We start from the raw sequence: 21,832 nt of genomic DNA, 5'->3' as shown, positions 1-21,832 counted from the left end.
GGCGAGGTGTTCGCCCTTACCGACGTCCAGGCCGAGGAAGACGTCGGTAGAGGTCGGCGATCCGCATCGTCAGCCGCGGCAGGTGGGCGACCGGGCAGCTCATGTCCCGCGACAGCCAGCGGCAGGGCGCCGATGGGAGGCCGGCTGGTCGACCACCACCAGCACCGTTCCGTACTTGGCTTGGAGCTTGGCGAACACATGAACAACAAGGCCGACCAACTCAGGCAACGATGGGTGACTGGAGTACTAGGCGGTCTGGTTCTGCCGCTGTGGCCCTGTCGCGCCCCTGCTGCAAGCGCTACGACATCAGGTGGGTCATGGAACGGGCCCGTTCCCACATGCCGGGGATCTGCTCCATCGGCCGCTGCTGTTCGCCGTGCAGGGCGTTGAGCACGACCAGGCATCCGGTCAGGGCCGGCACCGCCCACTGGACGGCGGCCAGCTGCCGCCGTGCTTTGTCGAGGTCGATCGGATGCTTCTCCGCCTGCTCGGCGTCAGCGGGGTCGGTGGAGGCGGCCAGCTCGACCTTCTTGCCCAGGACACGGGCGTAGGCGGTGGCAGCCAGGGCCGCGGCGGTGACGACGGTCTTGGCCGCGGTGGAGGCGCCCACACCCTGCTGGGTGGCTACACGGTGCGCGTTCACGGCGAGCAGCCCGCCACCGCCGAACAGGTGGGCTCCGATCGCGGCGGCGTTGACAGGCGTCCACTTGGCCCAGCCCGAGGAGGAGATCCGGTCTCGGCCCGTCTCCGTGCTTCCTTCGTCCTGGGCCGCGCCGTTGAGGCCCACCGCTCCCATCAGCGAGCCCCCGAACCAGGCGGCCAGACCGACATCATGCAGGCTGCGGATGACGGTGTTGCGTTCAGACATGGCGAAGCTCCCTCGGGATCGGACGGAAGGGCTCTGCCTACGTGAACGGCGAAGCCCACACCCACAGTGGCCGGACGATGCAACCACCGCCATCACGGCAGGCCATCCGGGTGAACACCGCACAGGAGCTGTTTCAGACCCGACGTGGAACCGGCCCGGGGAGCAGGAGCCACGTCTCTACGGCAGACAGATCGGGGGCCATATCTCACCGGGACAACGACGCATGCCGACGTTGGGCACCCCGTTGCGGCAGGCCGATGGGTTGGAGGAGTCGGGTGGGGCTGCCGGTGAGGGTGTACGACTCCTCGGTGTCGGTGTCGGCTACTGGACGGTAATGGCGGCTCTGTCGTGGGGATGGACGGAGACCCCGGTCATGACGCCGACCTTGGCGGTCGTGCCCCCCTGTGCGGGGCGGGCCAGTCGTGCCGGGTGTGCAGCTTCGGCTGAGGTTCCAACCCGGAAGGGAGGGACTCTACGTTCGCCTGACTGACACCCCGCACGACAAGATGCGCGACCACGCCTCGACGGTTGCCGGACAGGCAGATGAGACTCAGCCGCCAAGGAGGAAGACAAGGAGGAAGACACAGCAAGTCAGCGACGTCACGGTGATGCTTGACGCGGTCGTGGCGTCGGTGTGGGCGTGGGTTCGGGGCCGACTGCAGGGCCTTGCGGAGGATGTAGTTGAGGCCGAACTCGGTTTCGCACTCACGGACGTCGGTGTATCCCGGGCCCTCCGCCAAGTCCTTCGTGTCGCGGTTCTCACCGAGGCTCCGTGGCAGGCCGGTCATTTAGATCTTGACGTGGATCTTGCGTTGGTTGAAGGTACTGGTCTGAACAACCGGGGTGGGACATGGACATGGCGCAGCAGTATGCCCAGCAGTGCTCGGAGCTGTACGCGGCTGCCGGATTCGCCGCCGTGCGGCGAACAGCACAGGCAGGGCTCGACGAGGTGGGGCCGACGGCGGTGCTGTACCGATGGCTGGGCCAGGCGCACGCCGCGGAGGACGAGGACGATCACGACGCCGAGGCGGAGCGCGCCTACCGGAGTGGTCTGGCGTTGGCGCCCGACGATTTGGGGCTGCTCGTGTGCTATCTCGAGCTGTGTCTGCGTGCGGACGCCTTCGACTATCCGGCCAGGGCAGGGCGTGTGGGTACGTTGCGGGCGCGCATCGATGAGCTGGCGCCTGCCGGGTCGCCGGCGCGCCAGCGCGTTGACGACGCCCTGGGCTGGGCCGGCCGCGGATATTGGGACGACCTGGTCGCAGCCGCAGGCCGCGTCGAGCTGCAGCAGACGGAGTCGGCCGAACTGAGCGAGCGGGTGGCTGGTGCGCTCCGTGCCGGCACCGCTGACGCAGTCTCTTCGGCGGCCGCGGGAGAAGACGTGCGGGAAGCGGAACTGGCGGCAGCGCTGGAGCTGTTGCAAGGCCGGGCGAACGCACCCCTGCGCTTTTTGCTGACTCACCGCACCGCCGCCTACGTGATCACATGTGTCGGGGCCCTCGGCGTGAACCGCCTGCTCGTCACCACCGGGGTGGTCACCTTCAGCGCCTGGGGCTGGCTGCTGTGGATTCCGTTGTTCGCGGCAGAGGGCAAGCTGCGTGCTGCCCGCAAGCTGGCTCGTGAGCGTGTCGTCGCGCGTATCGAGGAACGGCATGTTCTGGAGACGGCGGCTGTGGCGAACGCGGCAGAGCACTCGGAGGCGAAGCCTCGTACAGGTGGCACGCCGGACGGCAGCGGGCACCACTGAGAAGTGGACATACCCCGCAACACCGCGCAGGCCGAGCGGTCGCTCTTCATGGCGGCTCGCCAAAGGCTGCACCAAGCACCGCTCCGGTCAGTTCCCTGAGACGAGTGTCCGCCTGGTCGCTGCGCTCTTTGACGGCAACTGCCACCGGGGAACCGTTCCCGTACTCTTGGCCTGAGCCCTCATCAGCGGGCACCACTCCGGTCCGTATCCTGCGCCAGTCCGTGGACCGTCCGCTGATGGGAAACCGTCCCACCGTTTTCCAGCAGACCCCCGTCCAGAAGGCCTCGTGGCCGAACGCGGCGATGTCCCCGTCCAGGTCCGCCGGGAAGCGGGAAGCAACTCCTCGCACGCCGTCGCGTGTGCCGGCTCGACGTTCAGCCGCTGCCGGTACTCCTCCTGAATCGCCCGCAGTCGCCGGTCCAGCATGCTGACGTGCAACGGCCCACCATCAGCTCAACCGATGGCCGGGCTGCAGCGTTCGACGGAACCCGGTTCCCTCGCCGAACGACTCGGCCCGAGGTTGTGTCCACCGGAGACGTTGCCGTCCCACTACTTGGTGATACTGTATAGCTGTACTCGGTACCACGTAGTACCGGCAGGGCTGAGGAGTACCCGCGATGGATGACCTGACGGAGATGTTGAAGGGCACGCTCGAAGGGTGCGTGCTCGAAATCGTCGGCAGTGAGGAAACGTACGGGTACGCCATCACTCGCCGGCTGAATGAACTCGGCTTCGCCGACGTCGTCGAGGGGACGGTGTACACGATCTTGCTGCGGCTGGAGAGGAACGGGCTCGTCCAAGTGACGAAACGACCATCCGGGGTCGGTCCGCCGCGCAAGTTCTACGCGCTCAACGACGCTGGGCGCGAGGAACTCGCAAAGTTCTGGGCGAAATGGCAGTACCTCTCATCACGGATCAACAAGCTCAGGGAGGGCGAGAGATGAACTTCTGGGAGAAGGTCACAGGCAGCGATCTCACCAGGGATTGGAAGGCGTTCGGAGCCCGGGTCGAGGCCCTGCCGGACGACTACCGGGAGGCGTGGGATCAGATCGTCGCTCACCTCCTCCCCTACGGGGACTTCACCGGCCGCAACCTGACACCGATCCTCGACTCCGCCCTTGGGCTGCTCGAAGTGTCGGCAGCGGACGGGCAGAGCGTCCACGAGGTGCTCGGCGACGACATCCAGGGCTTCTGCACGGCGCTGGCCGGCGGAGCTGAGGCCCGGACTCATCGCGACCGGTGGCGCGAGCAGTTGAACAGGAACGTCGCACGGAAATTGAGCCGGCTGGGAGGCTGACGTGAGCATCCAGGACATCATCGAAGGCAAGAAACAGTGGCGGGCGCACGTGGCCCGGGTCAAGGCACTCCCGCCGGACTACCAGATCGTCTACACGGAGATGCAGAAGTACCTGTTCAAGGTCGGACCGGTCAGCCTGTCCGACGGCTCTCTCCTCCCCGGAATCGTCGACTTCTTCGAAGAGGGCGTCGCCGCGGGCAAGGGAGTCTTGGAACTCATCGGCACCGACGTCGCCGCGTTCTGCGACGACCTGATCAAGGACTCTCCCACCTACGCGGATGCCTACCAGGAATCCATTGGCGGGGAACCCGGCGCGGCCGGGAAGTGACAGCCGCCGGGCCCGGTACGCGACGCTGCCGGGTAACAGCACGCGGGATTCATGGTGAGGGCGACTTCTGCGTACAGATCCGGTCGTCCTCGTGGCGGTCGGCCGGCGCTTGTCGTCGGGCTCCACCAGCGCCAGCAGCGCTGCGGCCCGGAGGCTGTTACGGAACCTGCCCGACGGGTTGCGGATGTGGACTCGCTGGAGAGCGGGGGACGGCACTGTGGGAAGCCGTCCTGTCCCGCAAGTAGGCCAACGTACGGGCGCTCGCCGCCGCCGGGGCCGATCCCTGGCGGCCATCACTCGGCGGCTGGTCGCCGGGGCGGCTGAGCCTGGCCGGACCGATGCCCGAGCTGTTCCCGGTGCCGGAAGGGGTTCCCCTGAGCAATCCCGAGCGGGCGGCGGCGCAGGCGGCAGCATTCCGCCTCGCGTCCGCGGTCGAGGTCCCGGAGGCGGCGAACGTGCTCTCCGGGGCGGGCGCGGCCACCTGTTTCATGTGAAACGGTATCGGGCGACTCGGCGGCGGTACGATGGCGTCATGGCCGCTCATGCTTCCTCCCGAGACGCCGCGCCGCGCGCGAGCGACCGCCCCGGAGACGCCTCGCCGTTCGCCCTGGGGCTGCTGCTGCGCCGCGCGCATTGGCGCGCGGCGGGGGTGATGTCGGAGGCGCTGCGGCCGCTCGGGATCGAGTTGCGGCACTTCGCGGTACTGATCGTGCTCGTCGATCGCGGCCCCACGGTGCAGCGCGACCTGGCGGCCGAGACGGGGACGGACAAGGCGGGGATCATGCGGGTCGTCGACGACCTGGAGCGCAGGAACCTCGCCGTGCGCAAGCCCGTCCCCGGGGACCGCCGGGCGCGGGCCGTGGAGATCACTCCGGAGGGACTGGAGCTCTTCGACGCGGCCCACGTCGCGGCGGCGCCTCTGGCCGAAGGACTGGTCGCCGACCTGGGCCCCGACGACACCGAACAGCTGATGCGTCTGCTGACCCGCCTCGCGCACCCGGGCGGCCGCGAGGTCTAGGGCGGCGCCCGGGGAACCGCCCCGGTCGGCGGGCGGGCCGGCCGCGCGTCACCTGCCGTTGTCCGCGGTGAGGCGTTCGGTGAGCTCCTTCGCCTTGGTGACCGCCTCACTGTGGGCGCGCTCCCGCGAGCGCTCGAAGAGCGGGGTCAGCTCGGACATGGCCGGACTGCGCGGGGCCATGGTGAGTTCCGGGACGATGAACTCCAGGTCCAGCCCGAGGGTGCGGCGGAGGACGGCCTCCAGGTAGTTCTGGACGAACTCGAAGTTCTCGCGCGGGGTGCCCGGCGCGTAGGAGCCGCCGCGGCTGGCGACCACCACAGTGGGGGTTCCCTGTGCCGAGGGCGACTCGCCGGCCGTGCGGCCGAGCAGGAGCACGCTGTCCAGCCACGCCTTGAGGGTGGAGGGCACCGTGTAGTTGTACATGGGGGCCCCGATCAGGATGACGTCCGCCCGCTCCAGCTCCTCGATGAGCTCCAGACGTGCGGCGAACGCGGCGGATTGGCGCGCGGTGCGCTCGGACGGGTCGGCGTAACCGGCGGACCAGGCGTCCGCGGTGATGTGTGGGACCGGGTTGGCGGCGAGGTCGCGGTAGATCACTGTGCCCTCGGGGTGTTGCTCCTCCCAGGTTCGGCGGAACGCGGCCGTGACGGGCCGCGACGCGGACGCCTCGGCCGGGAACACGGACGAGTCGATGTGCAGAAGCGTGGCCATGAGGGTTCTCCAGGCAGCGGTATGGCGCCCGGAAGCGGCCGGGCGCTGGTCAGGTTCGGCATCTAGTTATACATGAGATGGTCGCGAATGATACTGTCGCAATCGCAGCCATGATCACGAACGACTAGGGAGATGTGTCCTCATGGATGTCTACGAGGCGGTCAAGAGCCGGCGATCGGTCCGCCGCTTCTCCGACCGGCCCGTCCCGCGAGAAGTCCTCAAGCGCGTGCTGTCCGCCGCCGCCTGGGCGCCCTCCGGATCGAACCTCCAGCCCTGGCACGCCTTCGTGCTCAGCGACGGCCCACTGGCCGCACTGAAGAAGCGCGCGGGGGCTCGCCTGGCCGCCGGTGACCCCTTCGACGAGCCGGAGTACGAGCAGTACCCGCAGCATCTGAAGTCGCCGTACCGCGAGCGGAGGTTCGCCTTCGGCGAGCAGCGCTACGGCGCGCTCGGCATTTCGCGCAAGGACACGGAGGCGCGCCAGCGGGCCGCGACCGGCAACTGGGAGTGCTTCGGGGCGCCCACCGCGTTGTTCTGCTACATCGACCGCGACCTGCGGCGCCCTCAATGGTCCGATGTTGGCATGTTCCTGCAAAATGTGATGCTGCTGCTGCGCGAAGAGGGCCTGCACAGTTGCACACAGATGGCCTGGGCGAAGTTCCACCGCACCGTCGCGGAGACCGTCTCCCCGCCGCGCGACCTGATGCTTTTCTGCGGCATGTCGATCGGCTACGAGGACCCCGCGGGGAACCCCGCCCGCACGGGCCGGGCCACCCTGGAGGAGACGGTCACCTTCGTCGACGGCCCGTGAGGCTCCTTCCCTACGAGTTCGTTGCTCCATCGCCTACGCGGACACAGCCACACCGGTCCGCCTACGAGATCGGCTGGCTCCCAGCCGGATGGCGGCCATACATGCGCATGCAGGAGCGGATCGGCATTCTCGGGGATCTCAAGATTGACTCGCAGGAACGCCGGATCCAACTGCGTACAGACGCGTTCGACGGCCTTGCCCAGCGGCGGAGATGTTTGGCCCGCTCGCGCAGACCGGGCCTGTGAGGCGCGAGGGCGGCCGCGCGGGTGCACGCCAGGCTTCTGGGGCGCGCGGGCGGCCGAGAGCAGAAGGGCGGGCGGGATCTCGTTGCGGTGGCGGCGCAGGATCTGCCGCAACGCGCGGGCCAGGTGGGGTACGGGTGGACACCCATGACGGCAGCTTGGCAGACGATCACACGACGTCCGGCCACTCCGTCAGGCGTCGGACCCGTCTCCTCGTCACTTAGCGTGACGCCGACGCCCGTCCGGTCACCACATCAGGAAGGTCCAACCAGCTGGAACCGCAGGCACACCAAGGGGGTTTCCTCAACCACCGGTGTGCCGACGCCCGCCCAAAAGCGGCTGTGACCGGTGCGCCACTCGTCGAGCGAGCGATCGCCCTCCCCTTCGGCGGCGGCGTGTTCCCATGTGACACCACCGAACGGAGCGAGCTCGACGCCGGTGATCTCTATCGTGGCGACATGTTCTCCGTCGTTCCCCAGCAGCGCCAGGCGCTCACCCGCGAACTCCAGACCTTCCGTCTCCTCGACGTACTCGGCCGGCAGCCCGGTCGTCGCGGTTTTCCTGCCCGCCAGGACGAGAGCGTTGAGCCGTTCGCGCATCTCACCGCTCGTGCCGAGTTCCAGCGCCCGCATGCCGTTCACCCGCGGCCACATGCGTCCTCTTCCTCCGGTACGTGTCCGCTCACCCTCCCTGCTCCGCACCGGAGGCCGGGCGATGGGGGCGGATCCGGCGTACGACTCCAGCGCCCTCGCGTCGGCGAACCGTGCCCGGTCGTCGCCCAGCTCGGCGAGCACACGGGCCCCGGGCGTGGGCCCCAGGCCGGGGAAGCTGAGCAGGATCTCGCTGTCGGCGTGCTGGTGAGAGGCGGTTGTGGCCGCCTCCGCGAGATCGTCCGCAGCCTGGCAGGAGGCGTCCAACTGCTGGAGCACGGCCGGAAGCTGCTGGCCGAAGGCGTCCTCGAGCGAGGGGAGCCGCGAGGTGCTGGGCTCACCCGTGGGGTGTGAGCCGGCTGGCCAGATGGACCGACGAGGGCGAGCTGGAACTCCGTTGCTGGTCAGACTTGCTGCTCGAACTCCAAGGCTTCGTACCGGCGCGCGGCGATGTCCTCGCGGGTGCCGACAATGAGGGTCTGGGTGTAGACGTTCAGGTCGATCGACTGTCCGTGTATTTGGGCAAGGAGGACGAGGTCGCCTTCGTCCGGCGGTGACTGCCAGGGGCTGGAGCAGCCGCCGAGTTGGACGGCGACGCCATGTGACGCGCCGCCGGCTGCCGCTTTCCGCACGGCGTCCTCGAAGTCATCCAGGATGTCCTCGCGGTCCCCGCCGACGTCCAGGAACGCGCTGGTTGCCGGGCTGTCACGCCAGTCGGGTGAGACGGTCAGTCCCGGAACCGGATACAGAACATCCGGTCGGTAGACCTTGACTTGCTCTGGCTCCCCGTCGAGCTCGTACGCCGCCGAGCATTGTGTGGTTCGCACGCCGGCGGGAACGTGCAGTACCACCGACGACTCCGGCTGGTACTCGATCGCGATGAAGAACAACAGGGTGCCGTCGGACGGAAGTTCGATGGCCAGGGCTTCACGAGGGAGCGCTGCACAATCGACGGTCAGTACCAGCGGGTTGCGCCCATCGGGCCAGTCGACGCCGTCCGGCAGGCAGGGGAGGCCTCCCGTGCGCGCGGCGGGACGTGCCTTTTGCTGCTGGGCGGGCGTCAGGTCGTGGAAAGGGACCAGGTGGAGACACGGCTGGGATTCGGCTAGCAGTTCTTGCGCCACCGGGCCCGGAACGCCATGTCTCTGGGCCGCCCTCAGAACGAGCTCTTTCACGATCGGACTGGCCATGACCGCGATCATGCCAGGACCGACTGACATCAACTCGTGTACCGGGCGCAGTTGTTGGGCCTGGGACCGTGCCAGGTTGAGCGCCGCAGGCCCTGAGGTTGCGGGCCTGCTCCAGTGTGATGGACAGCGTCGTAGGTGGTGTGAGCATGTTGGCGCGCCTCTCGAGAACTGGCGTACTGATCGGGCTCCGCGTCGGGCCGATGTGGGCGACCTGCATGGGCCAGACACTGCTGGTCCTTGATCGGCTGCGGAATGCGCCGATAACGGGTGATCAGTCACCTCGAGCCCGCCTGACCGCACTTGCGCTGAAGGACGAGAAAGCCCGTGGACACTGGTTGACGCCCCGGCAGGTCTCCTTCGACGGTGTCCGCGAAACCCGCTCGCCGTCGACCGTGTCCACGGCTCCCGTGCTTGTCGGCGGGCTTGCTGTCGGACGAGCCGCGCCGACGGGGGCGGGGGTCAGTCCAGATCGGACATGTCGAGCACGAAGCGGTAGCGGACGTCGTTGCGGGCCAGGCGTTCGAGAGCCTTGTTCACCTGGGACGACGGCAGCAGTTCGATGTCGGCGGTGATGCCGTGTTCGGCGCAGAAGTGCAGCATGGCGGCGGTGGACGGGTGGCCGCCGCTGCCGGCGGAGCTGAGTTTCTTGCGGCCGATGAGCAGGTCCATGGTTCCCACGGTGACGGGCCCGAGGTGGCCGAGGTGGCTGAGGGTGCCGTCCATGGCGGTGACGCGCAGATACGGAGCCAGGTCGTGGGGAGCGGAGATGGTGTCGATGACGACGTCGAAGTGGTCGCGGACCGCTTCCATCTGCTCGGGGTCGGTGGACACGATGAAACCCTCGGCCCCCAGGCCGCGCGCTTCGTGAGCCTTGTCCAGAGACCGGCTGATGACGGAGGTCGTGGCGCCGAGTGCCGTCGCCATCTTGACCGCGAGGTGTCCCAGGCCGCCGAGCCCGGCCACGGCGACGGTGTTGCCTGGGCCCACTCCGAGCGCTTGCAGCGGTTCCCAGACGGTGACGCCGGCGCAGAGAAGGGGGGCTGTGGCGGCTGCGTCGAGGCCCGCAGGGAGAGGGTAGGCGAACCGATTGCTCACAACGTATTCGCGGGAGTATCCGCCCAGGGTGGTCGACCCGTCCTGCCGGTCGGTTCCGCCGTAGGTAAGGGTCGGGAACTCACGGCAGAAGTTCTCCTGGCCGGCCTGGCACATGCGGCACGTGCCGCACGAGTCGACGATGTTGCCGACGGCCACGGGGTCGCCTGGGGAGAAGTCCGGAACCGCGCTGCCGACCTCGGTCACCACCCCGGTGAACTCATGCCCGGGTACGAGCACGCCGTTCGTGTCGCTCTCGAGCGCCTGCAGCGCGTGGAGGTCTGTGTGGCAGACACCGCAGTAGTCGACACGTACCGCGATGTCGTCCGGGCGCAGCTCCCGGCGCTCCAGCGCAGCGCGGCGCAGAGTGCGTGTCGTGCTGTCCGCCTGCCATCCGGTCGTGGAACGCATTTCTGACTCCTAAGACAGACTGTTCGGTCTATTTGACCGTAGAGGGGTGAGGCACGAAAAGCAAACAGACGAGTCTGTCTGTTAAGGTCCGGGTATGCCTGACCAGCCATCGAGCAGTCGCGGAGCCGCGACGTACCAGCGCATCGTCGACGCCGCCACCCAGGAATTCGCCCAGTACGGCATCGCCGGTGCGCGCATCGAGCGGATCATCACCGCCGCGCGCACCAACAAGGCGCAGCTCTATGGCTACTTCGGGAACAAGGAACAGCTCTTCGATGCGATCTTCTTCGCGTCACTGGAGCGCATCACCAACGTCGTCCCCATCGACGCCACGGACCTCGCCGACTGGGCGGTGCGCCTCTACGACGAGTACCTCAGCCGCCCCGACCTGATCCGGCTCGCGACCTGGGCGCGCCTGGAGCGGCGCCCCACCGGGCATCTCGTGGCGGACCACGACCGCTACGACGACCACAAACTCCGCGCGATCGCAGAGGCCCAGGCCGCCGGGCGCATCAGACAGGGAGACCCCTTCGACGTGATGGCCATGGTCATCGCCATGTCCATGGCCTGGTCTCCGGTGAGCAACGTGTACGCCGCCTCGGCCCAGGAACCACAGAGCGTGCACGACCAGCGGCGCACCCTGCTCCGGGACTGCGTCAGCCGCGCCGTCGCCCCGGACCGGGGAGCCTGAGCGCCATGACGGTCAGGTCTCGAGGCACAGTGGCACCGCGCAGCCCCGAAGGCCGGTAACGGCCACTCGGGGCTGCCCCGTTCAGCGCAACCGAACTCCGCAGAGGTGGTTCACTTCCGCGTCGGTCACCACCGCGGCAAGAGGGGTGACACCGCTGGCCGGCCCGTAGCCCGGCCGACTCCTCAGGGTGCCCACCGCTTGAGCATGTCCTTCATCGCGTCCGCCATGGCGAATTGCATCAGCGGGCCGTAGGTGATCCGGCCTACACCGAGACGGCGGAAACGCTCAAGATCGTGCCTGACGGGATGGGCCGTGGCATTCACAGGAACGGTGACGGCGCCGATCACCGCCGTGAGCAAGTCGTCGTCGTCCTGAATACCCACCGGGTAGAGACTGTCGGCGCCGGCCTCTTCCAGGGCCCGCAGTCGCTCGATCGCCTCGTCGAGAACGGCGGAAGCGTCCTGCGCGTGCATGAAGAGATCGGTGCGCCCGTTGACCCAGACCGGAACACCTGCGTCGTCAGCCGCTGTACGCAGCCCGGCGACATAGCTTGCGTGCTCCTGCGTGCTGCGTACGCGGCCACCGTCCGAGTGGACGGTGTCTTCGATGTTGAGACCGACACCGCCGACCTCGATGAGTCCGGCGACGAGGTCTGCGGGCTTCTGCCCGTATCCGGCCTCCAGGTCCACGGAGACGGGTACGTCGACTGCGGCGATGATGGGCTTGACGGCCGCGAGTACCTCCTCGAAGGTCTGCCCCTCGTTGTCGTCGGCTCCCCGGGAGTCGGCGAGGGGATGGCTGCCGACGGTGAGCGCGGGGAAGCCGGAGGCGACTGCCGTGCGTGCGGACCAGACATCCCAGACGGTCGGCAATACGAGCGGCTTGTACTGGGCGTGCAACTGCTTGAGGCGTTGAGCGCGCTCAACGGTGGTGTGAGAGACCATGTCAGGGACGCTACCCCGGGATTGCCGCGGACAATGTGCTGACTGGCCTTGACCGGTGACGGGAGGGCGAACTCCTGGTGGCCGATCGGACCCGGGAGCTCGACGGGCCGTAGGGTCTGCCGGTTGCTCATCCTGTCCGCCACGGCGCGAGCGGTGGCGCGTATCCCTTCGGTCTGCGCAGTCAGCTTCAGCCGCGCCGGCTTGCGCGACGAGTCGCGGGCGTCGGACGCGGACCGATGGCTACCGCGGGCCAGGCCGGGCGGGAGCAGGCCCGTGTACGTGGGCCGACCGGGTGCCGTCACATCATGCGCCCCCCAAGACGTGCGGCGTCACCGCGGTGTGATTGTCGCCGCCGTGGGCGTCGGATTACGGATGAGGGCCCTTCCTTCGGCAGGATGGGGGGCATGACCGAGATCCGCACGCCCCGTCTTCTCCTCCGTAGCTGGCACGACGATGACCTTGCCCCGATGGCGGAAATCAACGCGGACCCACGGGTGATGCGCTGGGTCGACGACGGTTCGGTGCGCGACCTGGATGAGACGGCCGAGGAGATCGAACGCTGGGAGGAGGGATGGGACGAGGAGGGCTTTGGACTCTTCGCCGTCGAACTGTTGGCTTCGGGCGAACTGATCGGCTTCACGGGGTTGTCGGTGCCCGAATTCCTGCCGGAGGTGATGCCCGCCGTGGCGATCAGTTGGCGTCTGGGCTCACAGTTCTGGGGTCAGGGATACGCCTCCGAAGCCGCGCACGCCACATTGGAGTTCGCGCTCCAGGACCGCGGCCTGGACCGCGTCATCAGCATCAGCCGGGTTGAAGACACTGCCTCTGAGAACGTCATCCGCAAGCTCGGCATGGTGCCCGAGCGGGAGACGGCACACCCGATGTACGGCTATCCACTGCGCGTTCACGCTATCGACCTGACCGAGTTCCAGGCGTAACGGAGCATTTCTGTGCCTGCCTCGCGCACCCGCACCCGCCGCCCGTGCCGGCATGGTCCGCTTGGCGGCAGCTCCGCCCGCAACGGGGCATCATGCAATGCTGAGCTGCAGGCCGCCGCCCTGGTGACGCCGGATCGGCCTGGCGCCGGCCCATCGGGAGACAGCCGCCACGAGCACCTTCCCGCTCTACGTGCCGTCGTAGGGCCGAGGTGGGGCCAGCAGGGTCGATGCTGCGGACGAGCGCCCGGGTGTGCCATCGGGCCCCACTTTGGGTCAGGGTTCGAGTGCGGCCGTATCACCGCCGAGAGCGCATCTCCTATGTGCAGCTCGGGCACACCTCGCAGCCGTCACCGCACGGCTCCTCGCTCCGCACGCCACGCCGGGCAGAAGGACTTGGCTCAGCCCTTCGCCGCAAATGGCAGGCGAGTGAGGCTGCGGTCGTGTAGGCGGCTGAGGAGCAGCAGTGAGCAGGTGGCGCCGATCAGCGCGCAGAACATGTCCCACTGGGTGTCCCAGACATCGCCCTGAGTGGCCAGAAACGCGTCGGCGGCCTGTCCGCCGATCACGGCCGCAGCCCACTCCAGCATCTCGAAGACGGCACTGAAGGCGAGGCAGGCGCAGACCGTCAGCGGGGCGAGCCAGCGGCTGCCGCGCAACGGTGAGGTGCGGACCAGGAGTTCCCGGACCAGGATCGCCGGGACGAAGCCCTGCATGAGGTGGCCGAAGCGGTCGTAGGGATTGCGCTCCAGGCCGAACCAATCGCGCACCCAGTCACCGGCCGGGACTTCCGCGTAGGTGTAGTGCCCACCCACGATCAGGACCAGCGCGTGAACGCCGAGCAGACCACACAGCAGGCCGCTCAGCGGGAACCGCCTTCGCAGGAGGATCGCCAGGGGCAGGCCCACCATCACCCAGACAGTCTCCAGCAGCCAGGTGGTCGGGTCCTTGGCACCCCACGCCGACACCATGAGCGCTGCGGCGACGACGGCCACGAGAACGGCGGGCAGGCGGCTACCTGGACCGCCGAGGGCCGGCGGTGCGTCCGACGGCGCCGGGTTGACGGACATGTTGGTGGCGGACATCGTGTGCTCCTCGTGTCTGTGTACTGCCGCCATCCTCGGGGTCGTCGCGAATCCCGGCATGAGTGCGCCTACTCATCTGCCGAGTGGGGGGGCGGGTTGGGACCTCAGCGGGAGGACCGGGGGACGCCCGCCATGCCCACAACTGGGCTCGCCACCCGATCATCACCGATCCGGACCACGCGGCCGCTGCCGCGACCGCTCGCAAGGCGGCCGCCGGCCCGAAGCCGGATCCGCAAGTCCGCTGGAGGCGCGTGACGCGCACCCTGCTCACCGTGTGCCTGGGCAACCTCTTGACGTATCGACGGGCGGACCGAAGAATTCACGCCATTGCCTGACAACGTTGTCTGACCGAGAGGTGCCGCGCGTGCTGCCGAGATCCCCCATGGACCGTCGCCGCTTCATCCAACTCCTCGGCGCCACGAGTGCGCTGGCCTCCCTGCCTCTCGCCATGGGCAGCGGCACAGCTCAGGCCCACGGACAACACCGGAGCGGCACGGCATCCGACCCGGTGGCGGACATCTATCACCGCGTCCTGCTGAACCACACCCGTTGGACGGAAACCCAGTGGGACGCGGCCCGCGGCTACTACACGAACAAGGATTTCAGCTTCGCCGTCGTACTCGGCCATGCGGTCCTGCTCACCCGCGGCAACTACGACGAGGTCCGAGCGGGGACGGAGAAGCAGGTCCTCAAGGCTCGGACGATAGCGACCATCAAGCACTTCGCCGCATCCAACAGACTGACGGGCGGCACCCAGTGGGGCCGGACACTGTTCTTCGACACCACGTTCCAGCTGTACTTCGTTCTCGCCGCGCGGCTGCTGTGGGACGACCTCGACGAGACCACTCGCTCCCGCGTCGACACCATCGCCCGTGAACAGGCCGCCCACACCACCGCGTTGGGCACGGGAAACGACCCCGCCTCGGGCAGCTGGACCCCTCGGGGCCTGCTCGGCGGCCACGAAGGAGACACCAAGCTCGAGGAAATGGGTGTCTACGCGCAGTCCCTGGCCCCGGGCCTGGCCTGGGCCGTGGACGACCCACGGCACGGTGACTGGGCCACAGCCTTCGGTGCGTGGTCGCGCAACGAGGCCGGACTGCCCCAGGCGGACCTGGCGAACCCGGCGCGCGTGGACGGGGCTCCCGTCTCGGACAACACCGCCCGCAACCTGTACGACACCTTCATCGTCGAGAATCACGGCTCGTTCGGCCCCCATTACCAGGAGGAGCTGTGGCGCACCTCGGGCCGTAACGCCGCCCACTTCATCGCCGCGGGCCGGCCGCTGCCCCAGGTGCTCACCAACCAACCGAACGCCGATCAGCTGTGGAGCACCCTCCTCGGCGTCATGAGCGACGCCGGTGAGCCGCTGATGCCGATGGTCAACGACCGGGAGCACCTCTACGGCCGCGACGTCATCCCGCTCGCGTTCCTCGCCCAGGTGGTGGGGGACAGGGCTGCCGCCCGCGCGGAAGTCGCCCTGGCGGAGCGACTGGAGGCGTACCAGAGCTACCCGCCGGAATTCCGGATCGCGAAGTTCTCGGGTGAGCCGAAGTACGAGCCGGAGGCCCGAGCGGAAGTCGCCATCAGCTACCTCCTGCACCTGTGGGCGAACGAACAGGGTCGTACGGTCCGCCCTCTCTCCACGGACGAACTGTTCGAACACGCCGCGGGCGTCACCGACTTCGGCTCCGGGCCCGGCCTGGTGTCGCACCAGACGCCCGGGGCATGGGCGGGTGCCGTGACCAAGCCCGGCTTCGTGAAGTTCGCCTGGCAACCCGGTCACGACGACTGGCTCTTCAAGCTCAGCGGGTCCACGCCGATGTTCCTGCCGACGACATCCCTCAAGGCGACGCAACGCCGGGTGCGGACCTACCGCGGGAGCCGGGACGGCTTCGACGGCAGCGCCACGATGCTCCAGGTGGGGTCCGGGTACGCCGGATTCACCACGCTTCCCACCGGTGCCGTCGTGTATGCGACGTCGGGTGTCGCTGCGGGGGAGGGACACCTGGAGATCCACAATCTGACGATGCCGGGCGTGCCCGGTCTGACCGGGACGCGGACCTACCGCTTCGCCGAGGGAAGCGCCACCGTGGCCTCGGCCGACTCCCGGCCGGCCACGCCGGCCGCGCGCGTCGACGAGGTGACGTTCGCGCGCACCGAGGTGCGGCACCTGCGCATGCTCGGTGTGCGACCCGACCCCGCCTACGGATACTCGCTCTTCGCGTTCGAAGCGCGCGACGGCGCGGACGGCGCCGATCTGGCCCGGACCGGTACGGCCACCGCCTCCTCCCACGACACCGGCAGGGAACCGGCGCTGGCGGTGGACGGCAGCACGACCACCCGCTGGGCGGTGTCACGGGGCGACCGCCCCCGGGCGGACAGCTGGCTGGCTGTCGACCTCGGGGCCCCGCACGAGGTGGACCGGGTCACCCTGCGCTGGGAGGCCGCCGCGGGACGCGCCTACACGGTGCAGGGTTCGGCGGACGGACTCCAGTGGGACGACCTCGCCTTCTGGCCGGTGCCCGACGTCACCAGCCGGGGCGGATGGCTGGACGTCGACGGCCGCGCAGGCCTGGTGGTGCGGGGGGCCGCCTCCAACCTGACGGTCCACCAGGACGAGATCATCCTGGCCGACGGCCCGGCCGCACCCCTCCTGGTCGAGGGACTCCCCGGCGCCTCGTCCCGTAGCCTGCGCGAGCGGGCCGCGACACCCGTGCCACGAACGGAGGCCGAAGCCGTCCGCGCCGCCCTCACCGACGATCACCTCAGCCTGTTCAACCTGTCGGACGAGCCCGTCACGACGCGTGTCGACGTACCGCAGACCGGCCCCGCGAGGCTGCTGTTCGAGGGACTCCAGACCCTCACCGACGGCGGCACCGCCTACGACGCCGAACTCGACGCGGCGGAAGCCCGGCTGCTGCCGCCACGGCTGACCGTACGCCCGCTCAACGGCCGGCTTCTGCCGGCGGGTCTGCGGGCGCGCGTGGTCGACGGCACGACGGTCGAACTCACGGGGCCCGCCTGCCGTGTGCAGGTGACCGCCCAAGGGCGCAGTGAAGTGGCGGTGGTCAAGGCCGGCCGCACCACGGCGGTCACCGTGAAGCGGGCCACCGCCTACCCTCTGCGTAATCTGGCGCTGGGTTGCACGGTGTTCCCGACCAGCCCCTTGCCGCCGGGTATGTCGGACCCGTCCGCCGCTGTCGACGGTGATCCGGCGACGGCGTGGACGCCCGGTCCGAACGGCCGCCTGGTCGTCGACCTCGGCGGCCGGCTCCGTGTCCGCGACATCCGCACGGAATGGACGAACGGACACGTGCCGGGGCTGCGCGTCGAGTTCAGCAGTGACGGCCTCACCTACACCCCGGCCGGTCAGCTCACGGGCCGTGGCCGCGACCGGCACCTCAGCACGGACATCACCGCCCGCTACGTGGCCCTGGCGACCGACGCGGGACACGAGGGCGGTGGCCGCCTGATCCACCTGTCCCTGCAGTGACACCAGGCCCGCTTCAGGCCGATGGTTCACCCACGACGTAGTGCGGCCCTCCCTTCCCCCGACACCCTGCTGTCGGCCGGGAGGGCCCTCGTGCGGGTGGGTCCGCCAGCCGATCACCACCCCAGACGCCTGAGTTGGGCGCCCATTCGCACATGATCGGCACTGCACCTGTTGATGCGTATCAGCCGCGCCCTTCCTCTTGACAGGGCTACCCGCCGACGCAACCGTTGAGAGCGCTCTCACTCATGTCATGTACATACACGAGGAGAACTGATGCGCGCTTCGCGTTGGCTTGCCGGTGCCGTTCCGCTGGGGCTCGTCGGGCTCCTCGCACTCGGGCAGGCCGCGTTCGCTGCCCAGCCGGACGAGCAGCCTACCGACCGGCGCGCCCAGGAGACGGACAGGGACGCGACGAACCGGGCAGTGACCGTGTCGGATCAGCCCTCAACGCTGGGACGCTCCCTGGTGGGCGGGGCGGACCCGACTGTGATCAAGGTGGGCGACCTGTATGTCTCGGCCAAAGCCGTGGACGGCGGGATTGCGGTGCGCACGGCCGCCACCCCGGAGGCCGTGGCCACCGCGCCCAAGCACCAGGTGTGGCGGGACACCGCCGGCCTGGGCGAGGTGTGGGCGCCGGAGATCGTGCACCACGACGGCCAGTACCGGATCTACTTCGCCGCCGGTCGAGGCGCGGCCCACCGGATGTACCACATAGGGTCGGCCAACCCGACGTCCGGCTACTCCGGGGCCGTCAAGGTGTCCCTGCCCGGCGACAAGTGGGCCATCGACGGGGCGCCCTTCACCTACAACGGGCAGCGCTGGTTCGTATGGTCGGGCTGGTCCGACGACACCAACGTCGAACAGAACCTCTACATCGCCCGGATGAGCAGCCCCACCGCGACCACCGGCGGCCGGTACGTCATCTCGCAGCCGCGCGAGCCCTGGGAGCGGGTCGTGGGCAACCCGTACATCAACGAAGCTCCCCAGCCTGTCGTCGACCCCTCCGGGCGGCTGCACGTCGTCTACTCCGCGAACGGCAGCTGGAGTGACAAGTACTGCATCGCCGACCTGCGGCTGCGGGCAGGCGGCGACCCCACGTACGTCTGGGACTGGTACAAGAGCAACGGCTGCCTCTTCGGCTCGCACGCGCCGTCCATGATGTCCGGCTGGACTCCGACCGTGAACGTCGACGGACCCGGCCACCACTCGTTCATCCTGCCCCGGGGCGACGTCAACGCCGCTCCGCCCTCCGGAAACCGCTTCCCCACCCTGTACCACGCGGTCGCCAAGGGCACCCCGTACTCGTGGTCCAACCGCTACTGGTACTCCGGTACGGCGGTCTGGTGGAGCAACACCACCTACCGGCGCGCCAACGTTCCCGGGAGCACGACCGATGCGGGCTACAGCCTGAAGTTCTTCGAGTAGGCAGAAGAAGAATCGGTGGTGTACGAACTGGTCCTTGACGCTCCCGGTGACAGGGCGCCGGCGAACGTGGACGGTTCGGGCGAGGCGCTCCACGCAACACCTTCGCCACCTCCGCGGTCCCCGACAAGACGGTCATCGCTGCGTTGCCCGTCGGGTGCCTGACCACTTCCGCAGCCGGTGCCGGCACGCCGGAATCCCGGCAGGGGTTTCACCACCGCAGTCTGAACACCTGAAGGGCCCTCACCGATTGCCGATCGAAGGGCCTTCGGGTTCGCCTTGGGGGCCGACAGGAAGGTGTGCGCGCCCCACTCGGGCGGGGACCCGGTTGCCGATGGTCACCACGACGGAGTGGTCTTGGCCAGACCGTGCGGTGCTGAGGACGCGGGCGGCGTTCGCGCGGCACAGCAGCGAGCCCGAGCGCTCTGCCCTGCCGCTCCTCAGCTGTAGCCGTACGTGGCGCCGCTTCTGCACGCGGCCGGCGAGGAGAAGCGGGATCGTGCCGGACGGCTTATGGGAGGTCTCTCGGACTCGCGGCAGCCCTGTGCTGCTACAAGCGACTCGTCCGCCTTACCCGGAAGGGCACGGTCTTGGCCGTCCGCGCCTCGGTCACGACCCGGACCCTCGCGGGGAGCGCGCTGCCGCATCCTCCGTACCGGCGACTTTCACACCCCTGTCACGCGCCCCTTCCTTGGCGTTTGGTGCCCCTGAAACACTCCTTCCGCGCAGATTCCGTCACGTTCAGGTCGTCCCGCACCTCACGATGAGAGGTCAGTTCCACATGTCCGAAGTCAACCGGCGCCGCTTTCTCCAACTCGCGGGTGCCACCACGGCCTTCAGTGCCCTGTCCGCCAGCATCCAGCGCGCCGCCGCCCTGCCGGCCAACCACCGCACCGGGTCGATCGAGGACGTCGAGCACATCGTCGTCCTCATGCAGGAGAACCGCTCCTTCGACCACTACTTCGGCACCCTGAGAGGTGTCCGCGGCTTCGGCGACCCCCGCCCGGTCACGCTCGGCAACGGCAAACCGGTCTGGCACCAGGAGAAGGACGGCAAGGAGCTCCTGCCCTTCCACCCGGACGCCGACGACCTCGGCATGCAGTTCCTGGAGGGCCTGCCGCACTCGTGGCCGGACGGCCAGCAGGCCTACAACGGCGGCAAGTACGACCGGTGGGTGCCCGCCAAGGGCACCACGACGATGGCGTACCTGACCCGGGAGGACATCCCCTTCCATTTCGCCCTCGCCGACGCCTTCACCGTCTGCGACGCCTACCACTGCTCGTTCATCGGCTCCACCGACCCGAACCGCTACTACATGTGGTCCGGCTACACGGGCAACGACGGCAGCGGCGGCGGCCCGGTCCTGGACAACGCCGAACTCGGCTACGGCTGGACCACCTACCCCGAGCGTCTGGAGCAGGCCGGCATCTCCTGGAAGATCTACCAGGACATCGGCGACGGCCTGGACGCGGCCGGCTCCTGGGGCTGGATCCAGGACGCCTACCGCGGCAACTACGGCGACAACTCCCTGCTGTACTTCGACAAGTACCGCAACGCCCAGCCCGGCGACCCCTGGTACGACAAGGCACGCACCGGCACCGACGTCAAGAACGGCGACGGCTACTTCGACCACCTGCGCGCCGACGTCAAGGCCGGAAAGCTGCCCCAGATCTCCTGGATCGCCGCCCCCGAGGCCTTCTCCGAGCACTCCAACTGGCCCTCGAACTACGGCGCCTGGTACATCGCCCAGGTCCTGGACGCCCTCACCTCCAACCCCGAGGTCTGGTCGAAGACGGCCCTGTTCATCACCTACGACGAGAACGACGGCTTCTTCGACCACGTCGTGCCGCCGCTGCCGCCGAAGGACGCCTCCCGCGGCCTGTCCACCGTCGACGTCACCCCCGACCTCTTCCCGGGCGACGGCCGCAGGACGGCGGGCCCCTACGGGCTGGGCCCGCGCGTGCCGATGCTGGTCGTCTCGCCCTGGAGCAAGGGCGGCTACGTCTGCTCCGAGACCCTCGACCACACCTCGATCCTGCGCTTCATGGAACGCCGCTTCGGCGTGCGCGAGACGAACATCTCGCCGTGGCGCCGGGCGATCTGCGGTGACCTGACGGCCGCGTTCGACTTCTCCCGCAAGGACGCGCGCCCGGCCCCGCTGCCCGGCACCGACGCGTACGAGCCGCAGGACCGCGAACGCCACCCCGACTACAGGCCCACCCCGCCCGCCGACCCGCGCATGCCCCGCCAGGAGCGCGGACTGCGCCGCTCCCGGCCGCTGAAGTACGCCCCGCACGTCGACGCCTCCGTCGACGCGGCCGCCGGGAAGCTCACCCTCACCTTCGCCTCCGGGCCGCAGGCCGGCGCTGCCTTCCACGTCACCTCCGGCAACCGCGCCGACGGTCCGTGGACGTACACCACCGAGGCCGGCCGGACGCTCCGGGACACCTGGAACTCCGCCTACTCCGCGGGCTCCTACGACCTGACCGTGCACGGCCCGAACGGCTTCGTGCGCGTCTTCAAGGGTTCGAACAGCACAGCCGGCTGCGAGGTCACAGCCCGCCACCGGGGCGACGACCTCGAGCTGACCTTCACCCACAGCGGCACCGGCACGGCACGGCTGCGAATCGCCGACGGCTACGGCGGTAAGCCCTCGGCCGTCACGGTCCGCCCGGGCGCGACCGTGCGGCGGACCGTCGACCTCGCCGGAAGCCGCCGCTGGTACGACCTGACCGTCACCGTCGACGGCGACAAGGCCTTCCTGCGCCGGTTCGCGGGGCACGTCGAGAACGGACAGCCGGGCGTGAGCGACCCGGCGATCATCACCGCGTAGCCGTGGTGAGGTGCCCCGGTCGCGCGGCCGGGGCACCCACGCCGGTCCTCCGGCCGCGGTTCGC

The 21,832-nt window shown here is 69.1% G+C and carries 19 protein-coding genes and 2 pseudogenes; 12 read left to right on the top strand and 9 right to left on the bottom strand.

The window, feature by feature from the left end; translation table 11 throughout:
* Positions 1-46: 46 nt before the first annotated feature.
* Positions 47-198 (bottom strand): annotated as a pseudogene (locus tag F3L20_RS19255) (IS110 family transposase); the annotation flags it as partial.
* A 100-nt stretch (positions 199-298) separates the two neighbouring features.
* Positions 299-868 (bottom strand): hypothetical protein, encoded by a 570-nt coding sequence (locus tag F3L20_RS19250; RefSeq protein WP_150155418.1) that lies wholly within the window; start codon positions 866-868, stop codon positions 299-301.
* A gap of 856 nt (positions 869-1,724) precedes the next feature.
* Here F3L20_RS19250 and F3L20_RS19245 point away from each other — a divergent pair.
* The 6 genes from F3L20_RS19245 (at position 1,725) to F3L20_RS19220 (ending at position 5,258) form a co-directional block, all read left to right on the top strand.
* Positions 1,725-2,615, top strand: coding sequence for a hypothetical protein (locus tag F3L20_RS19245; protein ID WP_240810703.1), 891 nt, complete (start codon positions 1,725-1,727; stop codon positions 2,613-2,615).
* A gap of 617 nt (positions 2,616-3,232) precedes the next feature.
* Positions 3,233-3,559 carry a PadR family transcriptional regulator gene (locus tag F3L20_RS19240; RefSeq protein WP_150155417.1) on the top strand — a complete coding sequence of 109 codons (327 nt, stop codon included), beginning with the start codon at positions 3,233-3,235 and terminating at the stop codon, positions 3,557-3,559.
* Complete coding sequence (locus F3L20_RS19235) at positions 3,556-3,912, top strand: DUF1048 domain-containing protein (RefSeq protein WP_150155416.1); 357 nt, start codon at positions 3,556-3,558, stop codon at positions 3,910-3,912. Before F3L20_RS19240 ends, F3L20_RS19235 begins: the two co-directional genes overlap by 4 nt.
* A gap of 1 nt (position 3,913) precedes the next feature.
* Positions 3,914-4,240: a DUF1048 domain-containing protein gene (locus F3L20_RS19230; RefSeq protein ID WP_150155415.1), complete on the top strand. Its 327-nt coding sequence runs from the start codon at positions 3,914-3,916 to the stop codon at positions 4,238-4,240.
* 338 nt (positions 4,241-4,578) lie between these two features.
* The gene (locus F3L20_RS35475; RefSeq protein ID WP_346768030.1) at positions 4,579-4,734 is read left to right on the top strand and encodes a hypothetical protein; all 156 of its coding nucleotides are present in this window, start codon (positions 4,579-4,581) and stop codon (positions 4,732-4,734) included.
* A 38-nt stretch (positions 4,735-4,772) separates the two neighbouring features.
* Positions 4,773-5,258: a MarR family winged helix-turn-helix transcriptional regulator gene (locus tag F3L20_RS19220; protein WP_150155414.1), complete on the top strand. Its 486-nt coding sequence runs from the start codon at positions 4,773-4,775 to the stop codon at positions 5,256-5,258.
* A gap of 48 nt (positions 5,259-5,306) precedes the next feature.
* Here the strand turns inward: F3L20_RS19220 and F3L20_RS19215 are convergent, their stop codons facing one another.
* Entirely contained in the window at positions 5,307-5,969 is a 663-nt protein-coding gene (locus F3L20_RS19215; protein ID WP_150155413.1) for an FMN-dependent NADH-azoreductase, read from the bottom strand.
* A gap of 142 nt (positions 5,970-6,111) precedes the next feature.
* Here F3L20_RS19215 and F3L20_RS19205 point away from each other — a divergent pair, with 142 nt between their 5' ends.
* On the top strand, positions 6,112-6,780 hold the full coding sequence (locus F3L20_RS19205; protein WP_150155412.1) for a nitroreductase: 669 nt from the start codon (positions 6,112-6,114) through the stop codon (positions 6,778-6,780).
* Between the two features lie 496 nt (positions 6,781-7,276).
* Here F3L20_RS19205 and F3L20_RS19195 read toward each other — a convergent pair whose 3' ends face one another.
* The 4 genes and pseudogenes from F3L20_RS19195 to F3L20_RS19180 form a co-directional block, all read right to left on the bottom strand.
* The gene (locus tag F3L20_RS19195; RefSeq protein ID WP_150157415.1) at positions 7,277-7,675 is read right to left on the bottom strand and encodes an ASCH domain-containing protein; all 399 of its coding nucleotides are present in this window, start codon (positions 7,673-7,675) and stop codon (positions 7,277-7,279) included.
* 36 nt (positions 7,676-7,711) lie between these two features.
* A pseudogene (locus F3L20_RS19190) lies at positions 7,712-7,996 on the bottom strand (transposase); the annotation flags it as partial.
* An 80-nt stretch (positions 7,997-8,076) separates the two neighbouring features.
* A complete protein-coding gene (locus F3L20_RS19185; protein ID WP_150155411.1) occupies positions 8,077-8,862 on the bottom strand; it encodes a DUF1963 domain-containing protein in 786 nt (261 codons plus the stop codon).
* Positions 8,863-9,321: 459 nt separating this feature from the next.
* Positions 9,322-10,365, bottom strand: coding sequence for an NAD(P)-dependent alcohol dehydrogenase (locus F3L20_RS19180; protein ID WP_150155410.1), 1,044 nt, complete (start codon positions 10,363-10,365; stop codon positions 9,322-9,324).
* Between the two features lie 94 nt (positions 10,366-10,459).
* Here F3L20_RS19180 and F3L20_RS19175 point away from each other — a divergent pair, with 94 nt between their 5' ends.
* The gene (locus F3L20_RS19175; RefSeq protein WP_150155409.1) at positions 10,460-11,056 is read left to right on the top strand and encodes a TetR/AcrR family transcriptional regulator; all 597 of its coding nucleotides are present in this window, start codon (positions 10,460-10,462) and stop codon (positions 11,054-11,056) included.
* A 182-nt stretch (positions 11,057-11,238) separates the two neighbouring features.
* Here F3L20_RS19175 and F3L20_RS19170 read toward each other — a convergent pair whose 3' ends face one another.
* Positions 11,239-12,000 carry an isocitrate lyase/PEP mutase family protein gene (locus F3L20_RS19170; protein WP_145830349.1) on the bottom strand — a complete coding sequence of 254 codons (762 nt, stop codon included), beginning with the start codon at positions 11,998-12,000 and terminating at the stop codon, positions 11,239-11,241.
* Between the two features lie 404 nt (positions 12,001-12,404).
* Here F3L20_RS19170 and F3L20_RS19165 point away from each other — a divergent pair, with 404 nt between their 5' ends.
* Complete coding sequence (locus F3L20_RS19165; protein WP_150155408.1) at positions 12,405-12,938, top strand: GNAT family N-acetyltransferase; 534 nt, start codon at positions 12,405-12,407, stop codon at positions 12,936-12,938.
* A gap of 398 nt (positions 12,939-13,336) precedes the next feature.
* On the opposite strand, the gene F3L20_RS19160 is transcribed toward F3L20_RS19165, so the two are convergent.
* Entirely contained in the window at positions 13,337-14,020 is a 684-nt protein-coding gene (locus tag F3L20_RS19160) for a DUF2238 domain-containing protein (protein ID WP_206338798.1), read from the bottom strand.
* A gap of 382 nt (positions 14,021-14,402) precedes the next feature.
* Between F3L20_RS19160 and F3L20_RS19150 the strand changes: the two genes are divergently transcribed.
* The 3 genes from F3L20_RS19150 to F3L20_RS19140 all read left to right on the top strand — a co-directional run bounded on the left by F3L20_RS19150 (position 14,403) and on the right by F3L20_RS19140 (position 21,768).
* Positions 14,403-17,513 (top strand): discoidin domain-containing protein, encoded by a 3,111-nt coding sequence (locus tag F3L20_RS19150; RefSeq protein ID WP_382681624.1) that lies wholly within the window; start codon positions 14,403-14,405, stop codon positions 17,511-17,513.
* 465 nt (positions 17,514-17,978) lie between these two features.
* A complete protein-coding gene (locus F3L20_RS19145; protein ID WP_150157413.1) occupies positions 17,979-18,938 on the top strand; it encodes a glycoside hydrolase family 43 protein in 960 nt (319 codons plus the stop codon).
* A 778-nt stretch (positions 18,939-19,716) separates the two neighbouring features.
* Positions 19,717-21,768 (top strand): phosphocholine-specific phospholipase C, encoded by a 2,052-nt coding sequence (locus tag F3L20_RS19140; RefSeq protein WP_150155405.1) that lies wholly within the window; start codon positions 19,717-19,719, stop codon positions 21,766-21,768.
* Positions 21,769-21,832: the final 64 nt, after the last annotated feature.

Source organism: Streptomyces tendae, assembly GCF_008632955.1.
GTDB lineage: Bacteria > Actinomycetota > Actinomycetes > Streptomycetales > Streptomycetaceae > Streptomyces.
Note: the sequence above shows the minus strand (reverse complement) of the source record. Positions and strands in the feature narration are given on the sequence as shown.

What these genes read in the sequence shown, in the direction of transcription:
- F3L20_RS19250 (WP_150155418.1), bottom strand. Translation starts at nt 868, where the DNA reads ATGTCTGAACGCAACACCGTCATCCGCAGCCTGCATGATGTCGGTCTG.
- F3L20_RS19245 (WP_240810703.1), top strand. Translation starts at nt 1,725, where the DNA reads ATGGCGCAGCAGTATGCCCAGCAGTGCTCGGAGCTGTACGCGGCTGCC.
- F3L20_RS19240 (WP_150155417.1), top strand. Translation starts at nt 3,233, where the DNA reads ATGGATGACCTGACGGAGATGTTGAAGGGCACGCTCGAAGGGTGCGTG.
- F3L20_RS19235 (WP_150155416.1), top strand. Translation starts at nt 3,556, where the DNA reads ATGAACTTCTGGGAGAAGGTCACAGGCAGCGATCTCACCAGGGATTGG.
- F3L20_RS35475 (WP_346768030.1), top strand. Translation starts at nt 4,579, where the DNA reads ATGCCCGAGCTGTTCCCGGTGCCGGAAGGGGTTCCCCTGAGCAATCCC.
- F3L20_RS19220 (WP_150155414.1), top strand. Translation starts at nt 4,773, where the DNA reads ATGGCCGCTCATGCTTCCTCCCGAGACGCCGCGCCGCGCGCGAGCGAC.
- F3L20_RS19215 (WP_150155413.1), bottom strand. Translation starts at nt 5,969, where the DNA reads ATGGCCACGCTTCTGCACATCGACTCGTCCGTGTTCCCGGCCGAGGCG.
- F3L20_RS19205 (WP_150155412.1), top strand. Translation starts at nt 6,112, where the DNA reads ATGGATGTCTACGAGGCGGTCAAGAGCCGGCGATCGGTCCGCCGCTTC.
- F3L20_RS19195 (WP_150157415.1), bottom strand. Translation starts at nt 7,675, where the DNA reads ATGTGGCCGCGGGTGAACGGCATGCGGGCGCTGGAACTCGGCACGAGC.
- F3L20_RS19185 (WP_150155411.1), bottom strand. Translation starts at nt 8,862, where the DNA reads ATGGCCAGTCCGATCGTGAAAGAGCTCGTTCTGAGGGCGGCCCAGAGA.
- F3L20_RS19180 (WP_150155410.1), bottom strand. Translation starts at nt 10,365, where the DNA reads ATGCGTTCCACGACCGGATGGCAGGCGGACAGCACGACACGCACTCTG.
- F3L20_RS19175 (WP_150155409.1), top strand. Translation starts at nt 10,460, where the DNA reads ATGCCTGACCAGCCATCGAGCAGTCGCGGAGCCGCGACGTACCAGCGC.
- F3L20_RS19170 (WP_145830349.1), bottom strand. Translation starts at nt 12,000, where the DNA reads ATGGTCTCTCACACCACCGTTGAGCGCGCTCAACGCCTCAAGCAGTTG.
- F3L20_RS19165 (WP_150155408.1), top strand. Translation starts at nt 12,405, where the DNA reads ATGACCGAGATCCGCACGCCCCGTCTTCTCCTCCGTAGCTGGCACGAC.
- F3L20_RS19160 (WP_206338798.1), bottom strand. Translation starts at nt 14,020, where the DNA reads ATGTCCGCCACCAACATGTCCGTCAACCCGGCGCCGTCGGACGCACCG.
- F3L20_RS19150 (WP_382681624.1), top strand. Translation starts at nt 14,403, where the DNA reads ATGGACCGTCGCCGCTTCATCCAACTCCTCGGCGCCACGAGTGCGCTG.
- F3L20_RS19140 (WP_150155405.1), top strand. Translation starts at nt 19,717, where the DNA reads ATGTCCGAAGTCAACCGGCGCCGCTTTCTCCAACTCGCGGGTGCCACC.